Raw genomic sequence first — 24,917 nt, 5'->3', positions numbered from 1 at the left:
CGGACTCGCTGCTGACCCTGTGCGGGAGAGACCCCGACAGTGAGCGGGGCGCCGAAGGAGCAACCTCCCCGGAATCTCTCAGGCACCCGGTACCGCACGGACGAGGCAACTCTGGAAAGCAGGCGCGCCGGCCAGGTGCGCCTCACCGACGGTGCAAGCCTCCCGCCACGGGTAGGTGAAGCTCTCAGGTCACGACGCGTGAGACGGTCGTGATGACAGAGGGGGAGACCAGGCATACGCCCGCGCCCAGCGCCGGTCTCCACCCCGTCCCGGGAGGCTTCACAATGACCGACCTGTCATCGCTCAGCGAACTCGGCTCCCTGCCGTTCTCCACCCGCCACATAGGGCCGGACGACGCCGGCCAGACCCGCATGCTGGAGGCGGTCGGATTCGCCTCGGTAGCCGACCTGGTCGCGGTGGCCGTGCCCGAGGCGATCCGCTCCGCGGGACGGCTGAGCCTGCCCCCGGCGGCAGGGGAGTCCGAGGCCCTCGCGGAGCTGCGAGTCCTCGCCGGGCGCAACACCGTGCTCACCTCGATGATCGGCCTGGGCTACCACGACACGATCACTCCGGGCGTCATCCGCCGCAACCTCCTGGAGAACCCCGGCTGGTACACCGCGTACACGCCCTACCAGCCGGAGATCTCCCAGGGCCGTCTGGAGGCCCTGATCAACTTCCAGACCGTCGTCTCCGACCTGACCGCCCTCGACGTCGCCGGGGCCTCCCTGCTCGACGAGGCCACCGCCGCCGCCGAGGCGATGACCCTGGCCCGCCGCGCCGGCCGCGGCCCCTCGAAGGTGTTCGTGGTCGACGCCGACGCGCTGCCGCAGACCAAGGCGGTGCTGCGCACCCGCGCCGAGCCGCTCGGCATCGAGCTGGTCGAGAGCGACTTCACCGCCGAGCTTCCCGAGTGTTTCGGGGTACTCGTGCAGTATCCCGGCGCCAGCGGCAGGGTCCGTGACTTCCGCGCCATCGCCGACGCCGCCCACGCGCGCGGCGCCCAGGTGGTCGCCGCCGCCGACCTGCTCGCCCTCACCCTCCTGGCCGCGCCCGGCGAGCTCGGCGCCGACATCGCCGTCGGATCCTCGCAACGCTTCGGCGTCCCCCTCGGCTTCGGCGGCCCCCACGCCGCCTACATGGCGGTCCGCGACGGTCTCCAGCGCCAATTGCCCGGCCGCCTGGTGGGGGTCTCCCAGGACGCCGACAAGCGTCCCGCGTACCGGCTCGCCCTTCAGACCCGCGAGCAGCACATCCGCCGCGAGAAGGCCACCAGCAACATCTGCACCGCGCAGGTGCTGCTCGCCGTGATCGCCGGCATGTACGCCGTCTACCACGGCCCCGAGGGCCTGCGCAGAATCGGCCGGCGCACCCACAGGTACGCCGTCGTGCTCGCCGAGGGCCTGCGCCAGGGCGGTGTCGAGGTCGTGCACGACACCTTCTTCGACACCGTGCTCGCCAGGGTGCCCGGCCGCGCCGAGGAGATCGTCGCCACGGCCCGCGAGAACGGCGTCAACCTGCGCCTGGTCGACGCCGACCACGTGGGCGTCACCTGCGACGAGAGGACCGAGCCGCTCCACCTGGAGCAGGTCCTGGCCGCCTTCGAGATCAGCGGCGCCGTGCTGGCCGACCTCGACGCCGCCGCCCACGACGCGCTGCCCGCCGCGCTGGCGCGGGTCAGCGACTACCTGACCCATCCGGTCTTCCACAGCCACCGTTCCGAGACGGCCATGCTGCGCTACCTGCGAAGGCTCCAGGACAAGGACATCGCGCTCGACCGGTCGATGATCCCGCTGGGCTCCTGCACCATGAAGCTCAACGCGACCACCGAGATGGAGCCGATCACCTGGCCGGAGTTCGCCGGGCTGCACCCGTACGCGCCCGAGGACCAGGCCGCGGGCTACATCGAGCTGATCGGGGAGCTGGAGCGCTGGCTCGCCGAGGTCACCGGCTACGACGCCGTGTCGCTTCAGCCGAACGCCGGCTCGCAAGGGGAGTTCGCAGGGCTGCTGGCGATCCGCGCCTACCACACCGCGCGCGGAGAGCCGGGCCGCGACGTCTGCCTGATCCCCTCGTCCGCGCACGGCACCAACGCCGCGAGCGCCGTCATGGCGGGCATGCGCGTGGCCGTGGTCGCCTGCGACGACAAGGGCAACGTCGACCTCGGCGACCTCGTCGCGAAGATCGACAAGCACCGCGGGCAACTCGCCGCGATCATGGTGACCTACCCGTCCACGCACGGCGTGTACGAGGAGACGATCGTCCGGATCTGCGAGCTGGTGCACGAGGCCGGCGGGCAGGTCTACGTCGACGGCGCCAACCTCAACGCGCTGGTCGGCCTGGCCAGGCCGGGGGAGTTCGGGGCGGACGTCTCCCACCTCAACCTGCACAAGACCTTCTGCATCCCGCACGGCGGCGGCGGCCCCGGCGTCGGCCCGGTCGCGGTCCGCGCCCACCTGGCCGACTATCTGCCCGGCCATCCGCTGCGTGAGGGTACGGCGGTCGGCCCGGTCTCGGCCGCGCCGTACGGCTCGGCGGGCATCCTGCCCATCTCCTGGGCCTACATCCGGATGATGGGCGCCGACGGCCTGAAGGCGGCGACCGAGCAGGCCATCCTGTCGGCCAACTACCTGGCCCGCAGGCTCAGCCCCCACTACCCGGTCCTCTACACCGGCCGCGGCGGTCTCGTCGCCCACGAGTGCATCGTCGACCTGCGCCAGATCACCAAGGAGACCGGGGTGACGGTCGACGACGTGGCCAAGCGCCTCATCGACTACGGCTTCCACGCCCCGACCATGTCCTTCCCCGTGGCGGGAACGCTGATGATCGAGCCGACCGAGAGCGAGGACCTGGCCGAACTCGACCGGTTCTGCGAGGCGATGATCTCGATCCGCGAGGAGATCGCGAAGGTCGCCTCCGGCGCGTACGACAGGACCGACAACCCGCTGCGCAACGCCCCGCACACGGCCGACAGCCTCGTCGTCGACGAGTGGGCCCACCCCTACAGCCGCACCGAGGCGGCCTACCCGCTGCCGTCGGTGCGCGAGGGCAAGTACTGGTCGCCGGTCCGCCGCATCGACCAGGCCTACGGCGACCGTAACCTGGTCTGCTCCTGCCCTCCCCTGGAGGCGTACGAGGACTGATCCCGCCGACCTCGGCGAGAGCCGGGAAACCCGCGCGAACCGTGATATCCGCCGGGAATGCGGGGGGACGGACGAGGCCCCGAGTCGTTAGGCTCGGGGCGTCTCCGTATCCGGAAGGATCATGATGCCTGAGGTGGACACCCGTCCCTTGGACACCGCGCGAAGACTGGCCGAGTCGGGCGATCTCGACGGCGCCGCCACGATCTTCGCTGAGCTGGTCGCCGATCCCGACGACCCCGACAGGGCCCAGGCGGCGGTGGGGCTCGCGGTGGTGCTGGAGGAGAGCGGAGACGTGCAGGGCTCCCGCGCGGCCGCGCGCACCGCGCTGGCGACCGGGCACCCGGAATTCGCCGCCCAGGCCGCCTGCCTGCTCGCGGGGAGCTTCGAGAGGGAGGACCTGGCGGAGCAGGCCCGCGCCGCCTGGCAGGCCGCGCTGGGTGTCGGCCACCCCGCCTACGTCCCGCTGGCGCACATGGCCCTCGCGCGGCTCGCCACGGGCGAGGAGGAGGCCGAGCGGTCGCTTCGCGAGGCGCTCGCCACCCGTGACCCGGAGATCGCTCCTCGGGCCGCTCAGCGGCTGGCGGAGGTGTTCCTCGAGGAGGGCGAGCCGACCGAGGCCGCGCAGGTGCTCCTGGAGGCGCTCTCGGTGCCGGAGGCGGCCGAGGTGCCGAGGCTGCGGGTGATGCTCGGCATCGCTCATCTGGAGATGGCCTGCGCCGAGTTCTCCGGTGCGATCGAGGAGGGCGGAGACGTGGAGACCGGTGCGCTGGCCATCGAGCTCCTGGCGCGCACCCTTCCGCTCAGGGGGCGCGACGAGGACGCCGAGCGGGTGTGGCGCTACGGTCTGGACAGCGCCGACGAGGACCTCGCCGGTGAGGTCCGCCTGCGCCTCGACCGGGATCTCTGAGGTCCGGCGACCTCGGGGACCGTGAGGGAGCGGCGGTCGCTCCGGGGGCGGACGTCGGGCCGATGAGGCTCGGCCGGACGCTGTCCGGGAGCGGCGGGTGCCCCGGAGGCGGATCCGCGGGGAGGCGCCTCTCCGTCCCCGCGGCCCCCTCACCCTCAGTCGCGCTCCCGCCAGCGGCTCAGGGCGTGGGCGAAGTTGATCGCGACGATTCCGCCCCAGGCGAGCAGTAGTCCGGCGGTGCCGGCGTTCTGCGCGGCGATGGCGGTGAGCGGGATCCCGATGCCCATCGAACCGAGGGCGATCGGGATCGAGGAGTTCGTGTTCTTGCGCGGTTTGGCCGTCGGCGCCCCGGAGGCGTGCAACTCGGCGCGCACCCGGTGGGCGATGGTCGCGTCGAGACGTGACACGAACGAGTCGACGAGCGCGGCCTCGTACTCCGGGCCGAGGTCGCGTCGGGCCTCGATGGTGGCGCGCATGTCCTGGCGGATATCTTGGTAGTCCTGCACGCTTCGATTGTTCCCTCGCCCCCGGCCGCCGGGCATCAGTCGTTAGGACGAGATTCGTGTCCACCTTCGAGTCCACCCCCCTCGCGCAGACGTCCGCCCCGCAGACCACTCCGGGATCCCGGCTTGCGGTGGGCACGGCCGGGCCCCTGGAGATCGTGACCCCGCACGGCCCGGCCCTCGTGGAGATCGACGAGGTGGCCGCCCCGCGCTTCCTGCTGGTGCTCACCCACGGCTCGGCCGGGGGAGTGGACGCCCCCGACCTGCTGGCCGTGCGGGACGCCGTGACGGCGATCGGCGGGACGGTCGCGCGGGTGCTACAGCCGTTCCGCGTGCGCGGGGCCCGGGCGCCGGGGTCGGCGGTCAAGCAGGACGAGGCGTGGGAGAGGCTGGTGGCGGGGTTGCGCGGGCGCTATCCGGGGCTGCCGCTGGCGCAGGGCGGGCGGAGCAACGGGGCGAGGGTCGCGTGCCGTACGGCCGAGCGGGTCGGTGCCCACGCGGTCGTCGCGCTGGCGTTCCCCCTGCACCCGCCGAGGAAGCCGGAGCGGTCACGCGCGGGGGAGCTGCGTGCGGCGGGTGTGGACGTGCTGGTGGTGAGCGGAGACCGTGACCCGTTCGGCGTGCCCGAGGCGGCGGACGCCGCGCGCCTGGTGGTGCTGCCGGGAGAGGGTCACGACCTCGGGAGGAGTCCCACCAGGGTGGGCGAGGTGGTCGCCGAGTGGCTCGACACGAGGATGCGGCCGGGCTCGGTGGACCCGCTCGGCGTGACCGGTCGGGGGTGACGGGTCTTTAGACGACGCCGGCCAGTGGCCGGTGCGGCTCGATGACAGCACCGTCGGGGAGGAGCTCGCCGGTGTCCTCGAACAGCACAACACCGTTGCAGAGCAGGCTCCAGCCCTGCTCGGGGTGGGCCGCCATGGTGCGGGCGGCTTCGCGGTCCAGCGCGTCGGCGGACGGACAGGACGGCTCGTGCGGGCACATCGGCGTGCCTCCGGATCTCTCGTGTCGGCTCGCCCGTGTCACACCGGGCACGGGGGTGGGCATCGGACATCCGGCGGCACCGTCACCGATGGGTCTCCGTTCCCACGTATGACGGGGACGAGCATCTGCATGTTGACATATGGCCATGCGGCCCCTAACAGAACGAGGGCCGCACATCAAGTAGATCAAGTGTGCGATCGATCGCACCTCGGCGACATAGCCCGTTAGGACTGTTTGGGACTGCTAGAGGGCCAGTCCGTCAGGGCTTTATCGGGGGATGTGACCTATAACACAGCATGCCTCATATGAGCACATTCAACCAAGTCCGACACGCCGCCTGGCGGGTAAACGATCGGTTACAAGTTGCTGACGTGCCCCGACGTCGGCCTTCGCGTCCCTGGCTCGCCCCTTACCGGCTCCTGCCCTCCCGCGTGCCCAGGCCGGCCAGGAGCGCGTCCAGCCCGTGCTCGAAGTCGGTGTCCGCCGCCGGGCTGCCGCCTCCCCTCGACGGGGGGCGCCAGGGCTCGTCCTCGTCGCCCGAGGGCTCGGCCCAGCCCGACTGCTGCACCTCCACCGCCACCGCGCCGAAGACGTAGGCCCGCAGGGCACGTACCGCCCCCGCCGGGTCGGCCAGGCCCGCCTCGGCCAGCTGCTCGGTCTGCTCCCTGATCGCGATCGCCGCCCTGCCTCTCGGTGGCTTGGTCAGGGCGAGGGCCAGTACCCCGGGATGCTCCCTCAGCGCGGCCCTGCTCGCCCGGCACCAGGCCCTCGCGCTCTCCTGCCAGCTCTCGCCCGGCTCGGCGTGGACGGTGGTGACGTGCTCGGCCAGCGCGTCCATGAGGGCGTCCTTGCCACGCGGCAGGTGGTGGTAGATGGCCATCGCCTCCACCTGGAGCGCGTCGCCCAGCCGTCGCATCGTCAGACGCCGGAGCCCTTGGCCGTCGGCGATGTGAAGGGCGGCGTCGATGATGCGCTCCCTGGAGAGCGGGACGGGTGGTCGCTTGGCGGGCATGGGTGGCATCCTGCCACCGCCTGCCTTACTGCGTAAAGGGCGGCGCGCCGAACAGGACGGACCTCCGTCGCCCGGCGAGGCGGGGGCCGCTCGGGAGAGGTCGGGTCCCTGAGTGTGTGGGGTGAGGGCTGAGCGCGTAGGCTACGAGCGGTGATCTGCCGGAGGAGGCCCGGCGACCGGTGAGAGAGGGAAGAAGATGGCGTTTTTCCGACCGAGCGTGAGCCGGGAGGCGGAGGTTCGTCACCACGCTGACCAGGAGGTCGGGAAGAGCTTTCCCGAGCTCCTTGAGAAGGCGCGTGAGGCCGAGGCCGAGGTGCGCCGGGCGCAGGCCGCCGCGGCCCCCGTGCAGGAGTTGCGAGCCGCCGGGCTGGCGTTCGACAGGGCTCTCACCGAGGCCCTGCGCGCGGCCGAGGCCAACCAGCGCGCGACGTTCGGGGTCAAGGCGTACGACGACCGGATCCGCCGCCGCAAGGGCAGGGCGACCCCCCGGGGTGCCGAGTGGACCGCAGAGGTCAACCGCCTGCGCACCCTTCGCGAGCAGAACCGGCTGACCGGCATTCCCCGGGTTCCCCGGCCGGTCGCCGCCTCCGCCCGCTGACCTTCACCTCGGGCACCTAGGGCTCCCGTTCGAGAGGGCTCCTTCCCGCGATCTTCGGTCGCGGGAAGGAGCCCTTCGCGGTCCCGGCCCGCCGGGGCCGGAACGCCGCCTCTCCCAGACGCTTGACATCGCCGTCGATGAGGTGGATTTTAGGATAGGCTTACCTAATAAGTCTCGCCATTCCAACGGCCCCCAACCGCTCTCCTAATGCTGTGACCAGGTATTTCACTGAGATGTACGCGGTCACGCGATTTTCCGGTGTTTTCATCTGCCTCATCCCTGCCTGGAGGACTCCGCGAACGCGACGGGAGATCGGTGCTCGGCGGCCTCCGGGCGCGTCGGCGGGAAAACCGTGCGCAGACGCCCGTACGCGGGCTCCGTGCCGGCCGTCACTCCCGGTGCCGGGCGAATCCACCGATCCTGGCCCATTCCTGCTGGAGGTAACCGATGACCAACCCCTTCGACGACGACGGCGCGTCCTTCCTGGTACTGGTGAACGCGGAGGGGCAGCACTCGTTGTGGCCCGCGTTCGCCGACGTCCCCGCGGGCTGGGAGATCGCCCACGGTGAGGACTCCCGCGCCGGTTGCCTCGCCTACGTCGAGAGCTCCTGGACCGACATGCGCCCAAGGAGCCTCGTCGCCCAGATGGGCGGCTGAGCTTTTCCGGCCTTCGAGGCCGGATACGGGTGATCGTCACCTCGGTCCCCCGTATCCGGCCTTCCGGGAGGGACGCCCGGCGATCGCGCCGATCCCGTTGGGATCCCCTTGGGGCGGGGCCGGAAACGCGGAAGGGCACCACCGCGGACGGGAGGTCTCGCGGTGGCGCCCTTCGAAACGGGCGGCCCGGGTCAGCTGGCCCAGTCGAGCAGCGGGCGGGTGTTGCTGGGGTGGCGGAGCTTGGAGAGCGACTCCTTCTCCAGCTGGCGGATGCGCTCGCGCGTCAGGCCGAGGTGCTTACCGATCTCGTCGAGGGTGTGGGGCTTGCCGTCGACGAGGCCGAAACGCAGGGCCATGATCTTGGCCTCCCTGGGCGAGAGGTTGCCCAGCACACCGCGCAGCTGCTCGCCGAGCAGCTGGCGGTCGACGACCTCCGAGGCCTCGGGCGAGTCGACGTCCTCGATGAGGTCGCCGATGGTGGTCTCGCCGTCCTCGCCGATGGTGGCGTTGAGGCTGATCGGCTGGCGGCTGGTGCGCAGCAGCTCCTCGATCTGGTCGGGGCTCTTGTCGAGCTCGATGCCCAGCTCCTCCGGCGTGGGCTCGCGACCCAGGCGCTGGTGCATGTCACGCTCGACGCGCGACAGCTTGGAGAGCATCTCCAGCACGTGCACCGGCAGCCTGATCGTGCGGGCCGAGTCCGCGAAGCCGCGCTGGATGGCCTGGCGGATCCACCACATGGCGTAGGTGGAGAACTTGTAGCCCTTGGTGTAGTCGAACTTCTCCACCGCGCGGATCAGACCGAGGTTGCCCTCCTGGACCACGTCGAGCAGGGCCATGCCCCGGTCGGTGTACTTCTTCGCCACGGAGACGACCAGGCGGAGGTTGGCCTCCAGCATGTGGTCCTTGGCCCGGCGGCCGTCCTCGGCGATCCACTCCAGGTCGTCACGCGCGACCGCGGACAGGCCCGGGTCGGCCTCCAGCTTGGACTCGGCGTACAGGCCGGCCTCGATGCGCTTGGCCAGCTCGACCTCCTGTGCGGCGGTGAGCAGGGTGCGACGGCCGATCGACTTCAGGTAGGTGTGCACCGAGTCGCCCATGACGGAGGACTGGTCGTCGAGGTCGAGGGTGGGCTCGACCTCCACCTCGGGCTCCTCCGCGGGGTTCCACTCGTCGGGCTCCGCAGCCGTGGCCTTGGCGTCCTTGGCGGTGGTCCCGGCGGCCTTCACGGCCTTGGTCCTCCTGGTGGTCTTGAGGTCCCCGGAGGGCTCCTCCACCGGGGCCTTGGTCTCCACCGGGGCCTTGGTCGCGTCAGGGGCGCCGGTCACGGGCTCGGTCTTCGCCGAGGTCCTCCTCGCGGAAGCGGCCTTCGTCTTGCGTGTGGAGACCTTACGGGTGCTCTTGGCGGCGGATGTCGAGAGTGCAGGATCGTTCTCGGCCGCCAGGCTGACGCCCGCCTCGGTGAGTTCGCGCAGAATCGACCTGCCCTTGGTGGGGCTGACGCCCGCCTCGGCGAAGGCGTGACGCAGCTCCGCGAGTGAAAGGTGACCCTGGACTCGTCCTCGGTCAAGGAGCTGGTCGAGAGTCGTCGGGGCCTCAGATGAGGGCGCCACGGCGGCTGGGGGCATGAGGACACCTCCTCCATCACGGAGTCGTCTGAATTTACGGTCTGCTGGTCTTGGGGTGGGGCGGTCTGGGGGCCGCTCGGCGCACCAGTACCAATAACCCCAGTCAAGAACATTCTGTTCCCGACTTGACTCGGAAAATATGATGGGTGGACCGCTGTGTCAGCGATCCACCCGCGAACGGGCGCCCGAGAGGGCCTATTCGATCACTTCCACGGGGCCCTCCTTCGCCGGCCCCGAGGAGCCTTCGAGCGGGCCGTCGACCATGGGCATCGGGAAGGGCTCCGCCTGCTCCAGCCGGTCCTCGTTCCAGTAACCGAAGACCTTCTCCGGGTCGGGGTTGACCTCCCTGGAGACCACGTAGTCCTCGGCGGGAGGAGCGGACGCGGTCGGTGACGGCTCGTACGAGGGTGCTCCCGGATCGTTCGGGGACACGGCGGGCACCGGCTCGTCCGATGGTTTCTCCGCTCTCCCGATCCCGCCCGACGCGGCGGCCGCCGTGACGGAAATGCCGCCGGCGAGGACCAGGCTCACGATTCCAGCCGAGACCCATGTCTTCCGGGTGACGTTCATCGGGCTTGTCCTTCCTGCTTCGGCTACCTCATTGGACGTTCGGGAGCGCCTTCACGGTTCCCGATCACGACCATAACGGAGAGCCGCGAGATCCGGCTTGCCATTGGCCAGAAGTGGTATTTCGGTCACAACGGTCAGGTCGGCGGGGGCCGCGTAGGCGGGCATCCGCTCCTTGACGAAGGCGCGCAGCTCGGCCAGGGACGGCGGGGAGGGCGAGACGACGACGGCCACCACCCGTTCGCCCCACTCGGGGTCGGGACGGCCGACCACGGCGACGTCGACGATCGCGGGATGCTCGGCCAGTACGGCGGCCACCGCCGCGGCGACCACCTTCTCGCCCCCGGTGTTGACGACGTCGTCGGCCCGCCCCAGCACGCGCAGCCGCCCTCCCTCCAGGGCGCCCAGGTCCGAGGTGAGGAACCAGTCGCCGTCGCGGGCCGCCTCGGTGAGGTCGGGGCGGAGCCGGTAGCCGGAGAACAGCACGGGCCCGCTCAGGCGGATCCGGCCGTCGTCGCCGACGGCGATCCCCACTCCGTCGAGGGGCTCGCCGTCGTAGACGCACCCGCCGCAGGTCTCGCTCATGCCGTACGTGGTGACCACCCTGGCGCCGGCCGCGCGGGCCGCGGCGAGCAGGCCGGGGGGAGCGGCGGCGCCGCCGAGCAGGATGGTCTTGACCGTCGACAGACGCTGGAGACGCGTCGAATCCACCTGGAGCAGCCGGCGCAGCTGGGTCGGCACCAGCGAGACGTGGTCCGCGCCGCTGGAGAGCACGGCCTCGGGGGAGAACCCGTCGTGCACGATCGGCTCGGCCCCGCCCAGCAGCGACCTCACCAGGACCTGCAGGCCGGAGACATGGGAGGGAGGCAGACAGCACAGCCAGCGTTCGCCCGTGGCGGCGTCCAGGCGCCGCAACGAGGCCGACGCGGAGGCGAGCAGCGCCTCGGCGGACAGTTGGGCGCCCTTCGGGACGCCGGTCGAGCCGCTGGTGGCGATGACCATCGCGACCCCGGCGGGCACGCCGACGCCGCCCTCGCGGCGCACTCCGTTCACATGGGTCGGGCGCAACGCGTCGAGCGTCGCCCGCAGTGCGGGGGCGGGCAGGGTGGGGGAGAGGGGCAGCACGGCCGGACCGCTGCCGTCCAGCGCCGCGCCGACGGCCCGGAACAACTCCGAGGTCGCCGGAGATACCACGGCGTGCAATTCCCGTTCTACGGAAAGCCACGCCTCGTGCGCAGGGGTGGTCATCACGGTCGTAAGGTTAGTGCCGGAAGCCGGACAACGGCCGGGGGTACCGGCGCAGCGGAGAGGGTGAAGCCATCGTGGGCACGGAGCGGGTCGAGCCGGGCGTGGACGAGCGGGCGGTGGAGAAGGCGTCCGAGCGCGACGGCGCGGTCGACTGGAAGAGGTCCGGCCAGTACGAGGACATCGTCTACGAGACCGGCGAGGGCATCGCCAAGATCACGATCAACCGCCCGGAGCGCCACAACGCGTTCCGCCCGACGACGCTCTTCGAGCTCAAGGACGCCTTCAACGTCGCCCAGGAGGACGCCGAGGTCGGCGTGATCATCTTCACCGGCGCAGGTGACAGGGCCTTCTGCTCCGGCGGTGACCAGAAGATCCGCGGCGATGACGGCTACGTCGACAAGTCCACCCCGCACGTCGGCCGGCTCAACGTGCTCGATCTGCAGGTCCAGATCCGCCGCTGTCCCAAGCCGGTCATCGCGATGATCGCCGGTTACGCCATCGGCGGCGGCCACGTGCTGCACGTGTGCTGCGACCTGTCCATCGCCGCCGACAACGCGGTCTTCGGCCAGACCGGCCCCAAGGTCGGCTCCTTCGACGGAGGCTACGGCTCCTGGCTGCTGGCCGAGACCGTCGGCCTGAAGCGGGCCCGTGAGATCTGGTACCTCTGCCGCCAGTACGACGCGCAGACCGCCCTCGACTGGGGCCTGGTCAACGCGGTCGTGCCGCTCGCCGAGCTTGAGACGGAGACGGTCAAGTGGGCGAGGGAGATGCTGGAGAAGTCGCCGCTCGCGCTGCGCATGCTCAAGGGCGCGCTGAACGCGGTGACCGACGGCGCCGCGGGGATGCAGCAGTTCGCCGGTGACGCCACCCTGCTCTACTACATGAGCGAGGAGGCGCAGGAGGGCCGCGACGCGTTCAAGGAGAAGCGCGCCCCCGACTTCGGTAAGTTCCCGCGCCGTCCCTAGGGGCTGCGGAAGTTCACGGCCGGGGTGGCGAGGACAGGTTTCCCCGCCGCCCCGGGGGCTGCGAGGATCCGAAGGGGTTCGGTCCCGAGGCGCGCCGCCCCGCATGGACGAGGTCGCCTTCGCGCGCCTCAGGACGGACTCACCCCCCGGGTGCGGAGTTAAGGAGGCGGTGCGGTGAATCCCGCGACCGCGCTCGCGACGGTGCTGGTCGACGAGCTCGCCCGCTGCGGTCTCACGGACGTGGTGCTCGCCCCCGGATCGCGGTCGGCGCCGCTCGCCCTGGCCGTGCACGCCGACAGCCGTATCCGGCTGCACGTGCGGGTGGACGAGCGCTCGGCCTCCTACCTGGCGGTGGGCCTCGCCCGCCGCAGCGGCCGCCCGGTCGTCCTGATCTGCACCTCCGGCACCGCGGCGGCCAACTTCCACCCCGCCGTCATCGAGGCGCACGAGTCGGGGGTGCCGCTGCTGGTGCTCACCGCCGACCGCCCGCCAGAGCTGCGCGACACCGGTGCCAGCCAGACCGTCGACCAGATCAAGCTGTACGGCACGGCCGTCCGCTGGTTCGGCGAGATCGGCGTGCCCGAGGACCGCCTGGGCCAGGTCGCCTACTGGCGGTCGACGGCCTGCCGCGCCTACCAGCGCGCGCTGGGCCCGTACGACCCGGGTCCTGTTCACCTCAACGTGTCCTTCCGCGAGCCGCTGGTCCCGGACGGCGACCCGTCCTGGTGCGAGTCCCTGGAGGGTGACAGCGAAGGGCCGTGGATCCGCGCCAGGGTGGCCTCCCCGCCGGTGGCCCTGCACCTGCCGCCGACCAGGAGGGGTGTGCTGGTCGTCGGAGACGGCGCGACCAACACGCGCAGATACGTGGCGGCGGCGGGTATGGCCGGATGGCCGGTCCTGTCGGAGCCCAACGGCGGCGCCCGCTACGGCGACCACGCGATGTCGACCTACCACTTCCTCCTCGGCACCCCGGAGTTCGCCGACCGGCACCGTCCCGACGTCGTGGTCACCCTGGGCCGTCCCGGCCTGTCCCGGCCGCTGCTGAACTGGCTGAGGCACGCGGACGAGCACATCGTGGTCGCCGCCGACATGACCCGCTGGCCCGACCCGACCCGCTCGGCCACCCAGGTCGCCCAGGTGGTGGAGATCCCGGTCACCGCGGGCGACGACGCGTGGCTGCACTCCTGGCGCCGTGCCGAGACGGCGGCGAGGACCGCGATCGACGAGGTGCTGGACGGTACGGGGCTCAGCGAGCCGCGCCTGGCCCGCGACCTGGCGGAGGCGCTGCCCAACGGATCGCTGCTGTTCTCCGGCTCCTCCATGCCGATCCGCGACCTCGACCAGGCGATGCGTGCCCGGCGAGGTCTGCGGGTCATGGCCAACCGGGGGGCGGCGGGGATCGACGGTGTGGTGTCGTCCGCGATGGGCGCCGCCCTCGCCCACAACGGCCCCTCCTACGCCCTGATGGGCGATCTGACCTTCCTGCACGACCAGAACGGGCTGGTCCTCGGCTCCCGCGAGCCCCGTCCGGATCTCTGCCTGGTCGTGGTGAACAACGACGGAGGCGGGATCTTCTCGCTCCTTCCCCAGGCCGCGCTGCGCGATCCCTTCGAGCGGGTCTTCGGCACCTCGCACGGGGTGGACCTGGGCTACGTGGCCGCCGCCACCGGCACGCCGTACACCTTCGTGGACGAGCCGGGCCAGCTGGTCAAGGCGCTGCGCGGTGAGGGGGTGCGCATGATCGAGGTGCGGACGGACCGGGAGTCCAACGCGGTGCTGCACTCCATGATGCGCGACGCGGCCCACGCCGCCGTCCGCGACACCATGGCGTGACGGGGTCCGTGCCGCGGTGTGGCGAGATCACGTGATGTCGCGACGCAGGGTCAGCGCGCGGGCGGCGAGCACGATCACCGCGACGTAGCCCGCGAACAGCATCCCACCGGCCCAGGCGGGCAGCAGCTCACCGGTACGCAGGGGCATGCCGCTCAGGGCCCTGGCGGCCCCGGTCGGCAGCCATCTGCCCAGCTCCGGCAGGAAACTGACGAGCAGGTAGTCGGCGTACATGAACCACAGCAGCGCCACCGTCACCGCCGCGACCTGGTTGCGGATCAGGGCACCTAGCCCCACCCCGAGCAGGCCGTACAGGGCGACCCCGAGCGCCGAGCCGAGCAGGACCGCGGGCACGCCGGGACTCCAGGCGGGGTAGCCGGCCAGACCGAGGGTGACCAGGCCCGCCACCAGAGTGACCAGCGCCGAGACCGTGGCGATCAGCAGGCCGACGATCCCGTACGCGGCCAGCTTGGCCGTCACCACCCGGCTCCGCCCCGGGTCGACCAGGAACTGCCAGGTGATCGTCTGGTGGCGGTTCTCCCCGGCCATGCCGAGTACGCCGAGCAGCAGGGTGACGACATAGGCCTGCTGGGCCATGCTGTAGACGTTCTCGATCTGCGCGTCGAGTGGCATCCCGCCTTCCAGGCCCATCAGGAAGACCATCAGCCCCGCCCAGGCCACGCACAGTGGGGGCGCGAGGGCGGCCAGGATCCAGGTGGTGCGGCTCGCGCGTGCCTTGAGCAACTCGGCGCGGATCAGGCCGTTCACGAGGTCACCTCCATGTAGAGCTCTTCCAGGTCGGTCTCCGGGGCGAGCGGGCCCTGCCAGGCCAGACGCCCCGCCCTGACGATGATCACGTGGTCGGCGATCTGCCGGATCTCGGCGAGCACGTGGGTGGAGACCAGGACCGTGCGCCCCTGGTGGGTGTAGGCCCGCAGGAAGCCCCGCAGCCAGCGCATGCCCGCCGGGTCCAGGCCGTTGGCAGGCTCGTCGAGAACGAGGATCTCCGGGTCCCCCAGGAGGGCGGAGGCGAGGGCGAGCCGCTGACGCATGCCCAGGGAGAAGCCCCGCACCCTGCGGTCGGCCGAGGCGGTGAGATCGACCTGCTCCAGCACCTGCTCCACGCGTCCGGGATCCAGGCCCGCGGCGAGACGGAGAGCCTCCAGGTGCGTGCGGGCGCTCAACGCCGGGTGGAAGGCCGCGGCCTCCAGCACCGCGCCGACCGTGGAGACGGGGCGCTTCAGGTCGCGGTAGGGCTCGCCGCCGATGGTCGCGCTGCCCTCGGTGGGCGTGACCAGGCCGAGGATCATGCGCAGGGTGGTGGTCTTGCCCGCCCCGTTGGGGCCGACGAAGGCCGTGAGTGTTCCCCGTTCCACCGTGAACGACAGGTCGTCGACGGCCCGTACCCCGCCGAACGACTTGCCGAGGTGGGTGACGCTGATTGCTGACATGACCTCGACGATGGCCCCCGGGCGGGTGGGGACGCACGGTCCCGGGGATGGATCTCACGATGTCCACCCGGGAGGAGATCGGGGCGGTCGGGGGTGGAGGCGATCTCCACCCCGAGGCCCATGGCCCGCCGCAGGGGGGCGTGGATAGCTTGTGGGCGTGACGTTCCTCCGCCGCCCCTCGGTGCGCCGGTTCCTCGCCGTCGTGCTGGTGGGCTACATGCTCTCCGGCCCGGTGATCGGCGCGGTCGAGACGGGCTGGCCCGGCCTGCTCGGAGTGATCCCGATCGGCGCCGCCACCGTCGGCTGCTGCCTGTGGGTGCTGCTTGGCCGGAAGCCGCGTCGAGACGCCCTGCTGCTCGCCGCGACCCTGGCCGGAGGACTCGCCCTGCACGGGATCAGCCCCTACAGCGGCATGGGGTTCATGTACATCGTGATCTTCACCGCGCCGTTCAAAACCCGCCTCTGGCCGGCGGCGTTCCTGGTCACGGCGGATGTCGCCGCCACGACGGCCGTGTCCTTCCTGCTCGGGCTGCCGGTCGCGGAGGTGCTGGGCAACACCTTCGGCCTCACCTACGTCGCCGTCTTCACCTTCCTGATGCGGCACGTGAAGGCGACCAGGGATCACGCCGCCGCGCTCGCCGAGGCGCGGGCGGGCGAGGCGGTACTGGCCGAGCGGGCCCGGCTGGCGAGGGAGGTCCACGACATCCTGGCGCACTCGCAGTCGGCGCAGATCGTCCATCTGGAGGGCGCGCGGCTGCTGCTCGAGCGAGGGCTAGAGCGGGGAGAGGACACGACGGCGGCCCTCGACCGGGTGAACCGCGCCGTGCGGCTGGCGCGCGCCGGGCTTGAGGAGACCCGCAGGGCGCTCGACGCGTTGCGAGGGGAGGAGCTCCCGCTGGCCGAGCGGCTGGAGCGGCTGGCGGTGGAGTTCCGTTCCGTGACCGGCTCGTCCTGCGCGGTCTCGGTCGCGGGGAACCTCGACGGCCTGGAGGCGGGGGCGCGGCTGGCGGTGGCCAGGACCGCGCAGGAGGCCCTGACGAACGTGCGCAAGCACGCGCCGGGCGCCGCGGCGTCGGTGGCGTTGCGCCGCGTCGGCCGCTGGTGCGAGCTGGAGATACGCGACACGGGCGGCCCGCCGGGCCCGACGGCACCGTCGGGAGGCGGATACGGGCTGGTGGGCATGCGTGAGCGGGCCGAGCTGATCGGCGGTTCGCTCGCCGTGCGCTCGGGTGAGGAGGGCTTCGAGGTCCTCCTGCGGGTGCCGTACGGTACGACCACGCCGGGAGCGTGATCGGCGCACGCGGGCGCGTTCGAGGGGCTTGACGGGCGTTCGACGGGCAGGGAGGCAGGGTGACCGTGCGGGTACTGGTGGTCGACGACCAGACGGTGGTGCGCGAGGGGCTGGTGCTGCTCCTGGGGCTGCTGCCCGGCATCGAGGTGGTGGGGGCGGCGGCCGACGGACGGGAGGCGGTCGGGCTCGCCGGCTCCCTCAGGCCCGACGTGGTCCTGATGGACCTGCGGATGCCCCGGATGGGCGGGGTGGAGGCGACCCGCAGGATCAGGGCCGCCCACCCGGAGATCCAGGTGGTGGTCCTGACGACGTACTCCGACGACGAGTCGGTCTTCGCCGCGCTGGCCGCGGGGGCGCGGGGCTACCTGACCAAGGACGCCGACGCCGAGTCCCTCGCCTCGGCCATCGCCACCGTGGTCGAGGGCGAGGCCCAGTTCGACCCCGGTGTCCAGCGGCGGCTCGCCGAGGCGGTGGCCGGGAGCCGCCGCGCGCCTGACCCGCCGGACGGCCTGACCCGCCGCGAGAGCGAGGTGCTGCGGCTGATAGCGGCGGGTCACTCCAACGCGGAGATCGCCCGGGAGCTGTTCATCTCCGAGGCGACGGTCAAGACGCACATCAACAACCTCTTCGCCAAGGCTGGACTGCGCGACCGGGCCCAGGCGGTGACGTACGCCTTCCGGCATGGCCTGGCCCCCGACTGACAGCGGCTTCCCGGCCGACGGTGAGGACGCGCCGGGAGTGCTCCCCGGCGGCGACCCGACGGCCAAGGGAACCCGCGCCGGGGGTGACGGCGACGGCGATGACTGTCAGGTCTGGGGATGTGGGGACGCCGCCGCGGGGTCAGGGTGAGTCGAGTACGGATTCACCTCGCGGGTGCCCGTCGAAGGGAAGTGCCATGCGACCTGACGTCAATTTGACCGGCTACGAGACGGTGGCGAGTTTCGGCGACTACGCCGAGGCCCAGCGTGCCGTGGACCAGCTGTCGGACCAGAAGTTCCCGGTGGAGCACACGATGATCGTCGGAGTCGGTCTCCGGCTCATCGAGCGGGTGCTCGGGCGGCTGACCTATCTTCGCGCCGCGGGGATGGGCGCGGCGACCGGAGCCTGGTTCGGACTGCTGATCGGCCTGTTCTTCGCGATCTTCACTCCCGGGCGCTTCCCCTTCATCCTGGTGCTGTGGGGCCTGATCTGGGGTGCCATCGCCGGAGTGATCTTCGGATTGGTCGGTCACGCGCTCACCGGGGGCAAACGCGACTTCCTGTCGTCGAGCGCGATCGTCGCCGACCGCTACGAGGTGCTGGCGGCGGCCGCGCACGCCGCCGAGGCGCGCAGGCTGCTCAACGTCGGTACATCCCAGCAGATGCATCAGCAGATCTGACCGGCCGGAGCCACCCCGGTCCTGAGCCCGCACTGACGGCGGCGCGGGCGGTATCGCTCGCGCCGCCGTCCCGTGTCCGCTCACCCGGCCGGGCCGATCCACCGGGCGGGTCTGTCGGAGGCGCGGAACCACAGGGCCAGGGGGCGCCGGGATGTCGTGTGGGCACCGACGACGCCGTCCGGCGGGCGCCGGTGCCGTAGCGCATAGGAGGGCAGCATGGCTAAAGCAGTCGGAATCGACCTGGGCACCACCAACTCGGTGATCGCCACCATGGAGGGCGACAAGCCCACGGTGATTCCCAACTCCGAGGGTGCCCGGACGACGCCGTCGGTCGTGGCGTTCACCGACAACGGTGAACGCCTGGTAGGGCAACTGGCCCGCCGCCAGGCGATCCTGAACCCCAAGGGGACGATCTACTCGGCCAAGCGCTTCATCGGCCGCCGCCACGAGGAGGTCTCCAGCGAGCTGAACGCCGTCTCGTTCGACGTCGTCTCCGGCCCGGAGGGGGCCGTCCGCTTCAAGATCCACGAGAAGTCGTACGCCCCCGAGGAGATCGCCGCGGCCGTCCTGCGCAAGCTCGTGGACGACGCCTCGAAGTTCCTGGGGGAGAAGGTCACCGAGGCGGTCATCACCGTGCCCGCCTACTTCAACGACTCCCAGCGCCAGGCGACCAAGGACGCGGGAAAGATCGCCGGCCTGGAAGTCCTGCGGATCATCAACGAGCCGACCGCGGCGGCCCTCGCCTACGGGCTCGACCGCAAGGAGAGCGAGACCGTGCTCGTCTTCGACCTGGGCGGTGGAACCTTCGACGTCAGCATCCTCGCCATCGGGGACGGCGTCGTGGAGGTGCGGTCGACCGCCGGCGACACCCACCTGGGCGGCGACGACTTCGACCGGCGCATCGTCGACTACCTCGCAGACGAGTTCCAGCGGGACAACGGCATCGACCTGCGCCAGGACCCGCAGGCCCTGCAGCGGCTGTTCGAGGCCGCCGAGAAGGCCAAGGTCGAACTGTCGGCGGTCAGCCAGACGCAGGTCAGCCTGCCCTTCATCACCGCGGACGCCTCCGGCCCCAAGCACCTGAACACCACGCTCAGGCGTTCGACCTTCGAGGAGATCACCGCCGACCTGCTCGAACGGTGCAAGGGGCCCGTCCAGCAGGCGATGGCCGACGCCAAGCTCACCGCCGACGACATCGACGAGGTGATCCTGGTGGGCGGGTCGACCAGGATGCCCGCCGTGCAGAACCTGGTGCGCCGCATGACCGGCGGCAAGGAACCGAACATGACGGTCAACCCGGACGAGGTCGTGGCGCTGGGCGCCGCGGTCCAGGCCGCCGTCATCAAGGGCGAACTGAAGGACGTCGTCCTGCTCGACGTGACCCCCCTCTCCCTCGGCATCGAGACGCTCGGCGGGGTGATGACGAAGGTCATCGAGCGCAACACGACCATCCCGGCCCGCCGTTCCGAGACGTTCAGCACCGCAGAGGACAACCAGACCGCCGTGGACGTCGTCATCCTGCAGGGCGAGCGTGAGCGCGCCGCCGACAACCGCCCCCTCGGCCGGTTCCGGCTGGAGAACATCCGGTCCGCACCGCGCGGTGTGCCGCAGGTCGACGTGACCTTCGACATCGACGCCAACGGCATCCTGAACGTCTCGGCCAAGGACAAGGACACCGGCGCCGAGCAGCGCATCACGATCAGCGAGAGCTCGAATCTGGACAAGAGCGAGGTCGAGCGGATGGTCGCCGACTCCGAGCGGCACCGCGAGGAGGACCAGCGGATGCGGCAGGTGGTGGACGCGCGCAACGAGCTCGACAGTGCCGCCTACCAGGTGGAGCGCCGCCTGGCGGAGCTGGGCGGCTCGGTGCCCGTCCACGAGAAGGCGCGCGGAGAGATGCTGGTGAACGACGCCCGCGACGCGATCAAGCAGGAGGCCCCGCTCGACCGGGTCCGCTCGCTCACCTCCGAGCTCCAGCAGGCCTACCACGGCCTCGCCGCGGCGGGCGCCGGCGCCTCGGGCGACGGAGCCCCGGGGACCGGCGGGGCCGCGGGCGGTCCGGGGGCCGCGGGAACGCCCGGCTCCCAGGGCGGCAGGGACGACGACGTCATCGACGCGGAGTTCACGACCGATGAGTGAGACACCTGAGACACGGCGCGATGGCCAGGAGGAGACACCGGACCGAGGGCCGGAGGTCCGGGAGGAGCACGCGGAGGCCCCGGAGGCCCCGGAGACCCCGGACGAACTCCAGGAGCGCGTCGTGGAACTCCAGGCACTGGTGACCGATCTCCAGGACAGGTGGCGGCGTGCCCTCGCCGACCTCGACAACCTGCGCAAGCGCGTCAGCAGGGACGCCGCGCGGACACGCTCGGAGGAGCGGGCCCGGGCCGCGGGGGAGTGGCTGCCCGTACTGGACAACCTGGACCGTGCGCTGGAGCACGCCGAGACCGACCCCGTCTCCGTAGCCGAGGGGTTGCGGGCGATCCGCGACCAGGCGCAGGAGGTGCTCTCCGGCCTCGGTTACGCGCGTCGTGACGATACCGGGGCCGTGTTCGATCCGGCCAGGCACGAGGCGGTGGGCGTGCTCTCGCAGGAGGGCGTGCCCGACGGCACGGTCGTACGGGTGGTGCGGCCGGGCTACGGGGATGGCGAACAGCAGCTGCGGCCCGCGCTGGTCGTGGTGGCCAAGGGGGCATGATGCCCCCCGACCGGGACTTCTACGAGATCCTCGGTGTGCGGAGAGGGGCGAGCCAGGAGGACATCCAGCGCGCCTACCGCAAGCTGGCGCGGGCCAACCATCCCGACGTCAACAAGGATCCCTCCGCCGAGGACCGCTTCAAGGAGGTCTCCGAGGCCTACAGCGTGCTGTCCGACCCCGCGACCCGGCGCCGCTACGACGCGTTCGGGCCGGATTTCCGCCAGGTGCCCGAGGACGTCGACCCCGAGACGTGGGCGCGCGCCGGGAGGCGCGGCGCGGGCGCGGGTCGGGCCGGCGCGGGTCCCCGTGGTGGTGGCGGCTTCGGTGGCCTCGGCGGCTTCGAGGAGGGCGTCGACCTCGACGATCTCTTCGAAGGGCTGTTCTCCGGCGGCAGGAGGGGCCGCTCCGGCGCGAGCTGGGGACCGATTCCCGGTGCCGACCAGGAGGCCGAGATCGTCCTGTCCTTCGAGGACGCCTACCGGGGTGGGCCCCGCTCCATCACCGTCGGCTCGCGCGGGCTGCGGGTCGACATCCCGCCGGGCGTCACCGACGGCCAGCGCGTCAGGCTGGCCGGTCAGGGCGGCAAGGGCGGTGAAGGGGCGCCCGCGGGCGACCTCTACCTGATCGTCAGGATCGCCCCGCACCCCCGTTACCGGGCCGAGGGGCGCGACGTCCACGTCCTGCTCCCGATCACCCCGTGGGAGGCGGCGCTCGGAGCCTCCGTCGCGGTCGACACCCCCGGGGGCGAGACCAAGGTCAAGGTGCCGCCGGGCACGTCCAGCGGCAGGCGGCTGCGGCTGCGCGGCAGGGGGATGCCCAGCCGTCGCGACAAGCCGGGTGACCTGTACGCCGAGGTGCGGATCATGGTCCCGGAACGGCTGTCCGAGGAGGAGCGGCGGTTGTTCGAGCAGCTCTCCTCGGTTTCCACGTTCGACCCGAGGAGACGGTGATGAGCGACCCGTTTTCTGAACGCAGACCGCGCCGACCGGGGCCGCGCCCCACCCAGCCGCGGGAGCGGGCGGATCGCGCCGGACGCTCGTCGGACCCGGACGCGGTCTCCCACCCGCGAGAGACCCGGCGGGAGGCCCCGCAGGAGGCCCCGCGGGAGGCGGGGAGGACCTACCAGCTGACCAGGCCCGCGCGCCTGGATCTGGAGACGTTCGCCGGCCAGACGGGGACCCACCCCGATCTGCTGCGGCGCCTCGTCGCGCTGGGTTTGCTCGACCCCTGGACCGACGCCGAGGGGAACCTGTGGTTCCCGCCTCCCCAACTGCTCACCATGGCGCGCATCCGGCGGCTGCGCGCCGGATTCTCGATCAACTACGCGGCGCTCGGCCTCGTACTGGACCTGCTGGACCGTATCGCAGAACTCGAGGCCGCCCAGCGCGGTCGCTCCCGACCCACCGGAGGCCCGCCGTGGACATGAACCAGCTGACGCAGAAGTCACAGGAGGCGCTGCACGACGCGCAGACCAAAACCCTGCGTTTCGGGCACACCGAGGTGGACGGCGAGCACCTGCTGCTGGCGCTGCTCGACCAGCCGGACGGGCTGATCCCGCGCCTGCTCTCGTACGCGAACGTCGACACCGACCGGCTCAGGACCGAGTTGGAGGCGGGGCTGGACCGCCGCCCCAAGGTGAGCGGTCCCGGCGCCTCACCCGGCCAGGTCTACGTGACGCAGCGGCTCTCCCGCCTGCTGGAGACGGCCAAGCGGGAGGCCGACCGGCTCAGGGACGAGTATGTGTCGGTGGAGCACCTGCTCATCGCCCTGCTGGAGGAGGGCGCCTCGACCGCCTCGGGGCGGTTGTTGCACGAGCAGGCACTGACCAGGGACGGCTTCCTCAAGGCGCTCACCGCGATCCGAGGCAACCAGCGGGTGACCTCCGCGATGCCCGAGGTGGCGTACGAGGCGCTGGAGAAGTACGGGCGCGACCTGGTGGCCGACGCCATGTCCGGCAAACTCGACCCGGTCGTCGGGCGTGACGCCGAGATCCGCCGCGTCATCCAGATCCTGTCGCGCAAGACGAAGAACAACCCCGTCCTCGTCGGCGACCCCGGCGTGGGCAAGACCGCCATCGTGGAGGGCCTCGCCCTGCGGATCAGCCACGGGGACGTGCCGGAGGGACTCAAGGGCAAGACGGTCTTCAGCCTCGACATGGGCTCGCTGGTGGCCGGGGCAAAGTACCGGGGCGAGTTCGAGGAGCGGCTCAAGGCGGTGCTCAACGAGGTCAAGGCCGCGGAAGGACGGATCCTGCTCTTCGTCGACGAGATGCACACCGTGGTGGGCGCGGGAGCCGCCGAGGGCGCGATGGACGCGGGCAACATGCTCAAACCCATGCTGGCCCGCGGCGAGCTGCACATGATCGGGGCGACGACCCTCGCCGAGTACCGCAAGCACGTCGAGAAGGACGCGGCCCTGGAGCGCCGGTTCCAGCCGGTGATGGTCGACGAGCCCTCGGTCGAGGACGCCGTGTCCATCCTGCGCGGCCTGCGCGAGCGCCTGGAGATCTTCCACGGCGTGAAGATCCAGGACAGCGCGCTGGTGGCGGCCGTCGTGCTGAGCCACCGCTACATCTCCGACCGCTTCCTGCCCGACAAGGCCATCGACCTGGTGGACGAGGCGTGCGCGATGCTGCGTACGGAGATCGACTCGATGCCCGCCGAGCTCGACGAGCTCACCCGCAGGGTGATGCGCCTGGAGATCGAGGAGGCCGCGCTCGCGAAGGAGGAGGACTCCGCGAGCGGGATCCGGCTGGAGGAACTGCGCAGGGAACTCGCCGACCTGCGCGCCCAGGCCGACGCGATGCGGGCGCAGTGGGAGGCGGAGCGGCACGCCCTGCGCGCCGTCCAGGCCCTGCGCGAGGAGCTGGAGCACGTGCGCGCGGAGGCGGAGCGGGCCGAGCGCGACTACGACCTCAACCGCGCCGCGGAGCTGCGGCACGGCAGGCTGCCCGAGCTGCTGCGGCGGCTCGAGGCCGAGGAGGAGCGGCTGTACTCCAAGCAGGGCACGTCGCGCCTGCTGCGCGAGGTCGTCACCGACGAGGAGATCTCGATGATCGTCTCCCGGTGGACGGGCATCCCGGTGAGCCGGTTGCGCGAGGGCGAGCGTGAGAAGCTCCTGCGGCTCGACCAGATCCTGCACGAGCGGGTGATCGGCCAGGACGAGGCGGTGCGGTTGGTGGCCGACGCCGTGATCCGGGCACGCTCCGGCATCAAGGACCCGCGCCGCCCGATCGGGTCGTTCATCTTCCTGGGGCCCACGGGCGTCGGCAAGACGGAGCTGGCCAAGGCGCTCGCGGAGGCGCTCTTCGACACCGAGGACAACATGATCCGCATCGACATGAGCGAGTACCAGGAGCGGCACACGGTCAGTCGTCTCGTCGGCGCGCCCCCCGGTTATGTCGGGTACGAGGAGGGCGGCCAGCTGACCGAGGCCGTGCGGCGCAAGCCCTACTCCGTGGTGCTCTTCGACGAGGTGGAGAAGGCGCACGCCGATGTCTTCAACACGCTGCTGCAGGTGCTCGACGACGGCAGGCTCACCGACGCGCAGGGCAGGACCGTCGACTTCCGCAACACCGTCCTGATCATGACCTCCAACCTCGGCTCCCTGTACCTCCTCGACGGCGTCACCTCGACCGGTGAGATCGAGCCCGAGGCGAGACAGCGGGTCATGGCCGAGCTGCGCTCCCACTTCCGCCCCGAGTTCCTCAACCGCGTCGACGACATCGTGATCTTCAAGCCGCTCACCCCGGAGGAGATCGAGCGCATCGTCGGCCTGATGTTCGTCGAGCTGCGCGACCGCCTCGAACAGCGGGGGATCCGGCTGGAGGTCACCGAGGCGGCGCTGCGGCACATCGCCGAGCGAGGTTACGACCCCGTGTACGGCGCCCGCCCGCTGCGCAGGTTCATCGCCAGGGAGGTCGAGACGCGCATCGGCCGCGCACTCCTGTCGGGGGAGGCGGACGAGGGAGCCGTGGTCCAGGTGGACCTCGCCGACGACGAGCTCGCCGTCACCTACGAGTGAGCCGTCGACCACGGACGAGCAGAGCGGTCGATGTCATCAGGAT

At 71.5% G+C, this 24,917-nt stretch carries 23 protein-coding genes and 1 riboswitch; of the genes, 15 read left to right on the top strand and 8 right to left on the bottom strand.

What is annotated here, in order from left to right:
• Positions 1-12: 12 nt before the first annotated feature.
• Positions 13-105: riboswitch (glycine riboswitch) on the top strand.
• A 179-nt stretch (positions 106-284) separates the two neighbouring features.
• Both gcvP and ACIBH4_RS28615 read left to right on the top strand, forming a co-directional pair.
• Entirely contained in the window at positions 285-3,140 is a 2,856-nt protein-coding gene (gene gcvP, locus ACIBH4_RS28620) for an aminomethyl-transferring glycine dehydrogenase (protein WP_362766003.1), read from the top strand.
• A 124-nt stretch (positions 3,141-3,264) separates the two neighbouring features.
• On the top strand, positions 3,265-4,047 hold the full coding sequence (locus ACIBH4_RS28615) for a tetratricopeptide repeat protein (RefSeq protein WP_362515831.1): 783 nt from the start codon (positions 3,265-3,267) through the stop codon (positions 4,045-4,047).
• Positions 4,048-4,202: 155 nt separating this feature from the next.
• Here ACIBH4_RS28615 and ACIBH4_RS28610 read toward each other — a convergent pair whose 3' ends face one another.
• Complete coding sequence (locus ACIBH4_RS28610) at positions 4,203-4,553, bottom strand: hypothetical protein (protein WP_362515829.1); 351 nt, start codon at positions 4,551-4,553, stop codon at positions 4,203-4,205.
• A gap of 146 nt (positions 4,554-4,699) precedes the next feature.
• Here ACIBH4_RS28610 and ACIBH4_RS28605 point away from each other — a divergent pair, with 146 nt between their 5' ends.
• Positions 4,700-5,332: an alpha/beta family hydrolase gene (locus ACIBH4_RS28605; protein ID WP_362515898.1), complete on the top strand. Its 633-nt coding sequence runs from the start codon at positions 4,700-4,702 to the stop codon at positions 5,330-5,332.
• A gap of 7 nt (positions 5,333-5,339) precedes the next feature.
• Here ACIBH4_RS28605 and ACIBH4_RS28600 read toward each other — a convergent pair whose 3' ends face one another.
• Together ACIBH4_RS28600 and ACIBH4_RS28595 are read right to left on the bottom strand one after the other, a co-directional pair.
• Positions 5,340-5,531, bottom strand: a complete 192-nt coding sequence (locus ACIBH4_RS28600) for a DUF5999 family protein (protein WP_307558872.1) — start codon at positions 5,529-5,531, stop codon at positions 5,340-5,342.
• A gap of 409 nt (positions 5,532-5,940) precedes the next feature.
• Positions 5,941-6,543 carry a TetR/AcrR family transcriptional regulator C-terminal domain-containing protein gene (locus ACIBH4_RS28595; RefSeq protein WP_362515827.1) on the bottom strand — a complete coding sequence of 201 codons (603 nt, stop codon included), beginning with the start codon at positions 6,541-6,543 and terminating at the stop codon, positions 5,941-5,943.
• Between the two features lie 196 nt (positions 6,544-6,739).
• Between ACIBH4_RS28595 and ACIBH4_RS28590 the strand changes: the two genes are divergently transcribed.
• Together ACIBH4_RS28590 and ACIBH4_RS28585 are read left to right on the top strand one after the other, a co-directional pair.
• Complete coding sequence (locus tag ACIBH4_RS28590) at positions 6,740-7,141, top strand: hypothetical protein (RefSeq protein WP_350947155.1); 402 nt, start codon at positions 6,740-6,742, stop codon at positions 7,139-7,141.
• A gap of 447 nt (positions 7,142-7,588) precedes the next feature.
• The gene (locus tag ACIBH4_RS28585) at positions 7,589-7,798 is read left to right on the top strand and encodes an MbtH family protein (protein WP_362515824.1); all 210 of its coding nucleotides are present in this window, start codon (positions 7,589-7,591) and stop codon (positions 7,796-7,798) included.
• A 191-nt stretch (positions 7,799-7,989) separates the two neighbouring features.
• Here ACIBH4_RS28585 and ACIBH4_RS28580 read toward each other — a convergent pair whose 3' ends face one another.
• From ACIBH4_RS28580 to ACIBH4_RS28570, 3 genes are all read right to left on the bottom strand, one after another.
• Complete coding sequence (locus ACIBH4_RS28580; protein WP_362766000.1) at positions 7,990-9,423, bottom strand: RNA polymerase sigma factor; 1,434 nt, start codon at positions 9,421-9,423, stop codon at positions 7,990-7,992.
• 195 nt (positions 9,424-9,618) lie between these two features.
• Positions 9,619-9,993 (bottom strand): hypothetical protein, encoded by a 375-nt coding sequence (locus ACIBH4_RS28575; protein WP_362515819.1) that lies wholly within the window; start codon positions 9,991-9,993, stop codon positions 9,619-9,621.
• Between the two features lie 51 nt (positions 9,994-10,044).
• Positions 10,045-11,238 carry an AMP-binding protein gene (locus tag ACIBH4_RS28570; protein WP_362766027.1) on the bottom strand — a complete coding sequence of 398 codons (1,194 nt, stop codon included), beginning with the start codon at positions 11,236-11,238 and terminating at the stop codon, positions 10,045-10,047.
• A gap of 116 nt (positions 11,239-11,354) precedes the next feature.
• On the opposite strand from ACIBH4_RS28570, the gene menB reads away from it, so the two are divergent.
• Together menB and menD are read left to right on the top strand one after the other, a co-directional pair.
• Positions 11,355-12,203, top strand: coding sequence for a 1,4-dihydroxy-2-naphthoyl-CoA synthase (gene menB / locus ACIBH4_RS28565; protein ID WP_350947313.1), 849 nt, complete (start codon positions 11,355-11,357; stop codon positions 12,201-12,203).
• A 174-nt stretch (positions 12,204-12,377) separates the two neighbouring features.
• Positions 12,378-14,036, top strand: coding sequence for a 2-succinyl-5-enolpyruvyl-6-hydroxy-3-cyclohexene-1-carboxylic-acid synthase (gene menD, locus ACIBH4_RS28560; protein ID WP_362515816.1), 1,659 nt, complete (start codon positions 12,378-12,380; stop codon positions 14,034-14,036).
• Positions 14,037-14,063: 27 nt separating this feature from the next.
• Here the strand turns inward: menD and ACIBH4_RS28555 are convergent, their stop codons facing one another.
• Positions 14,064-14,801, bottom strand: coding sequence for an ABC transporter permease (locus ACIBH4_RS28555; RefSeq protein ID WP_362515813.1), 738 nt, complete (start codon positions 14,799-14,801; stop codon positions 14,064-14,066).
• Positions 14,798-15,484 (bottom strand): ATP-binding cassette domain-containing protein, encoded by a 687-nt coding sequence (locus tag ACIBH4_RS28550; protein WP_362765997.1) that lies wholly within the window; start codon positions 15,482-15,484, stop codon positions 14,798-14,800. The genes ACIBH4_RS28555 and ACIBH4_RS28550 overlap by 4 nt, the downstream gene beginning before the upstream one ends.
• 157 nt (positions 15,485-15,641) lie before the next feature.
• On the opposite strand from ACIBH4_RS28550, the gene ACIBH4_RS28545 reads away from it, so the two are divergent.
• The 8 genes from ACIBH4_RS28545 to clpB all read left to right on the top strand — a co-directional run bounded on the left by ACIBH4_RS28545 (position 15,642) and on the right by clpB (position 24,874).
• A complete protein-coding gene (locus ACIBH4_RS28545) occupies positions 15,642-16,775 on the top strand; it encodes a histidine kinase (protein ID WP_362515807.1) in 1,134 nt (377 codons plus the stop codon).
• A gap of 59 nt (positions 16,776-16,834) precedes the next feature.
• Positions 16,835-17,476, top strand: coding sequence for a response regulator transcription factor (locus ACIBH4_RS28540; protein ID WP_362515804.1), 642 nt, complete (start codon positions 16,835-16,837; stop codon positions 17,474-17,476).
• 194 nt (positions 17,477-17,670) lie between these two features.
• The gene (locus ACIBH4_RS28535; RefSeq protein WP_350947163.1) at positions 17,671-18,153 is read left to right on the top strand and encodes a general stress protein; all 483 of its coding nucleotides are present in this window, start codon (positions 17,671-17,673) and stop codon (positions 18,151-18,153) included.
• 216 nt (positions 18,154-18,369) lie between these two features.
• Positions 18,370-20,292, top strand: a complete 1,923-nt coding sequence (dnaK, locus tag ACIBH4_RS28530; protein WP_362515801.1) for a molecular chaperone DnaK — start codon at positions 18,370-18,372, stop codon at positions 20,290-20,292.
• A complete protein-coding gene (locus ACIBH4_RS28525) occupies positions 20,285-20,851 on the top strand; it encodes a nucleotide exchange factor GrpE (protein WP_362515797.1) in 567 nt (188 codons plus the stop codon). Before dnaK ends, ACIBH4_RS28525 begins: the two co-directional genes overlap by 8 nt.
• Entirely contained in the window at positions 20,851-21,801 is a 951-nt protein-coding gene (locus ACIBH4_RS28520; protein ID WP_362765994.1) for a DnaJ C-terminal domain-containing protein, read from the top strand. Before ACIBH4_RS28525 ends, ACIBH4_RS28520 begins: the two co-directional genes overlap by 1 nt.
• A complete protein-coding gene (locus ACIBH4_RS28515; RefSeq protein ID WP_362515792.1) occupies positions 21,801-22,277 on the top strand; it encodes a chaperone modulator CbpM in 477 nt (158 codons plus the stop codon). The genes ACIBH4_RS28520 and ACIBH4_RS28515 overlap by 1 nt, the downstream gene beginning before the upstream one ends.
• On the top strand, positions 22,268-24,874 hold the full coding sequence (gene clpB, locus ACIBH4_RS28510) for an ATP-dependent chaperone ClpB (protein ID WP_362515790.1): 2,607 nt from the start codon (positions 22,268-22,270) through the stop codon (positions 24,872-24,874). Before ACIBH4_RS28515 ends, clpB begins: the two co-directional genes overlap by 10 nt.
• Positions 24,875-24,917: the final 43 nt, after the last annotated feature.

The organism is Streptosporangium sp. NPDC050284 (assembly GCF_044459525.1).
GTDB lineage: Bacteria > Actinomycetota > Actinomycetes > Streptosporangiales > Streptosporangiaceae > Streptosporangium.
The sequence above is the reverse complement of the archived record's forward strand: the minus strand, read 5'-3'. Positions and strand labels throughout refer to the sequence as shown.

Bases quoted from the DNA above. Each gene is read 5' to 3' on its own strand.
- gcvP (WP_362766003.1), top strand. From the start codon at position 285: ATGACCGACCTGTCATCGCTCAGCGAACTCGGCTCCCTGCCGTTCTCC.
- ACIBH4_RS28615 (WP_362515831.1), top strand. From the start codon at position 3,265: ATGCCTGAGGTGGACACCCGTCCCTTGGACACCGCGCGAAGACTGGCC.
- ACIBH4_RS28600 (WP_307558872.1), bottom strand. From the start codon at position 5,531: ATGTGCCCGCACGAGCCGTCCTGTCCGTCCGCCGACGCGCTGGACCGC.
- ACIBH4_RS28595 (WP_362515827.1), bottom strand. From the start codon at position 6,543: ATGCCCGCCAAGCGACCACCCGTCCCGCTCTCCAGGGAGCGCATCATC.
- ACIBH4_RS28590 (WP_350947155.1), top strand. From the start codon at position 6,740: ATGGCGTTTTTCCGACCGAGCGTGAGCCGGGAGGCGGAGGTTCGTCAC.
- ACIBH4_RS28585 (WP_362515824.1), top strand. From the start codon at position 7,589: ATGACCAACCCCTTCGACGACGACGGCGCGTCCTTCCTGGTACTGGTG.
- ACIBH4_RS28580 (WP_362766000.1), bottom strand. From the start codon at position 9,423: ATGCCCCCAGCCGCCGTGGCGCCCTCATCTGAGGCCCCGACGACTCTC.
- ACIBH4_RS28575 (WP_362515819.1), bottom strand. From the start codon at position 9,993: ATGAACGTCACCCGGAAGACATGGGTCTCGGCTGGAATCGTGAGCCTG.
- ACIBH4_RS28570 (WP_362766027.1), bottom strand. From the start codon at position 11,238: ATGACCACCCCTGCGCACGAGGCGTGGCTTTCCGTAGAACGGGAATTG.
- ACIBH4_RS28550 (WP_362765997.1), bottom strand. From the start codon at position 15,484: ATGTCAGCAATCAGCGTCACCCACCTCGGCAAGTCGTTCGGCGGGGTA.
- ACIBH4_RS28535 (WP_350947163.1), top strand. From the start codon at position 17,671: ATGCGACCTGACGTCAATTTGACCGGCTACGAGACGGTGGCGAGTTTC.
- dnaK (WP_362515801.1), top strand. From the start codon at position 18,370: ATGGCTAAAGCAGTCGGAATCGACCTGGGCACCACCAACTCGGTGATC.
- ACIBH4_RS28525 (WP_362515797.1), top strand. From the start codon at position 20,285: ATGAGTGAGACACCTGAGACACGGCGCGATGGCCAGGAGGAGACACCG.
- ACIBH4_RS28520 (WP_362765994.1), top strand. From the start codon at position 20,851: ATGCCCCCCGACCGGGACTTCTACGAGATCCTCGGTGTGCGGAGAGGG.
- ACIBH4_RS28515 (WP_362515792.1), top strand. From the start codon at position 21,801: ATGAGCGACCCGTTTTCTGAACGCAGACCGCGCCGACCGGGGCCGCGC.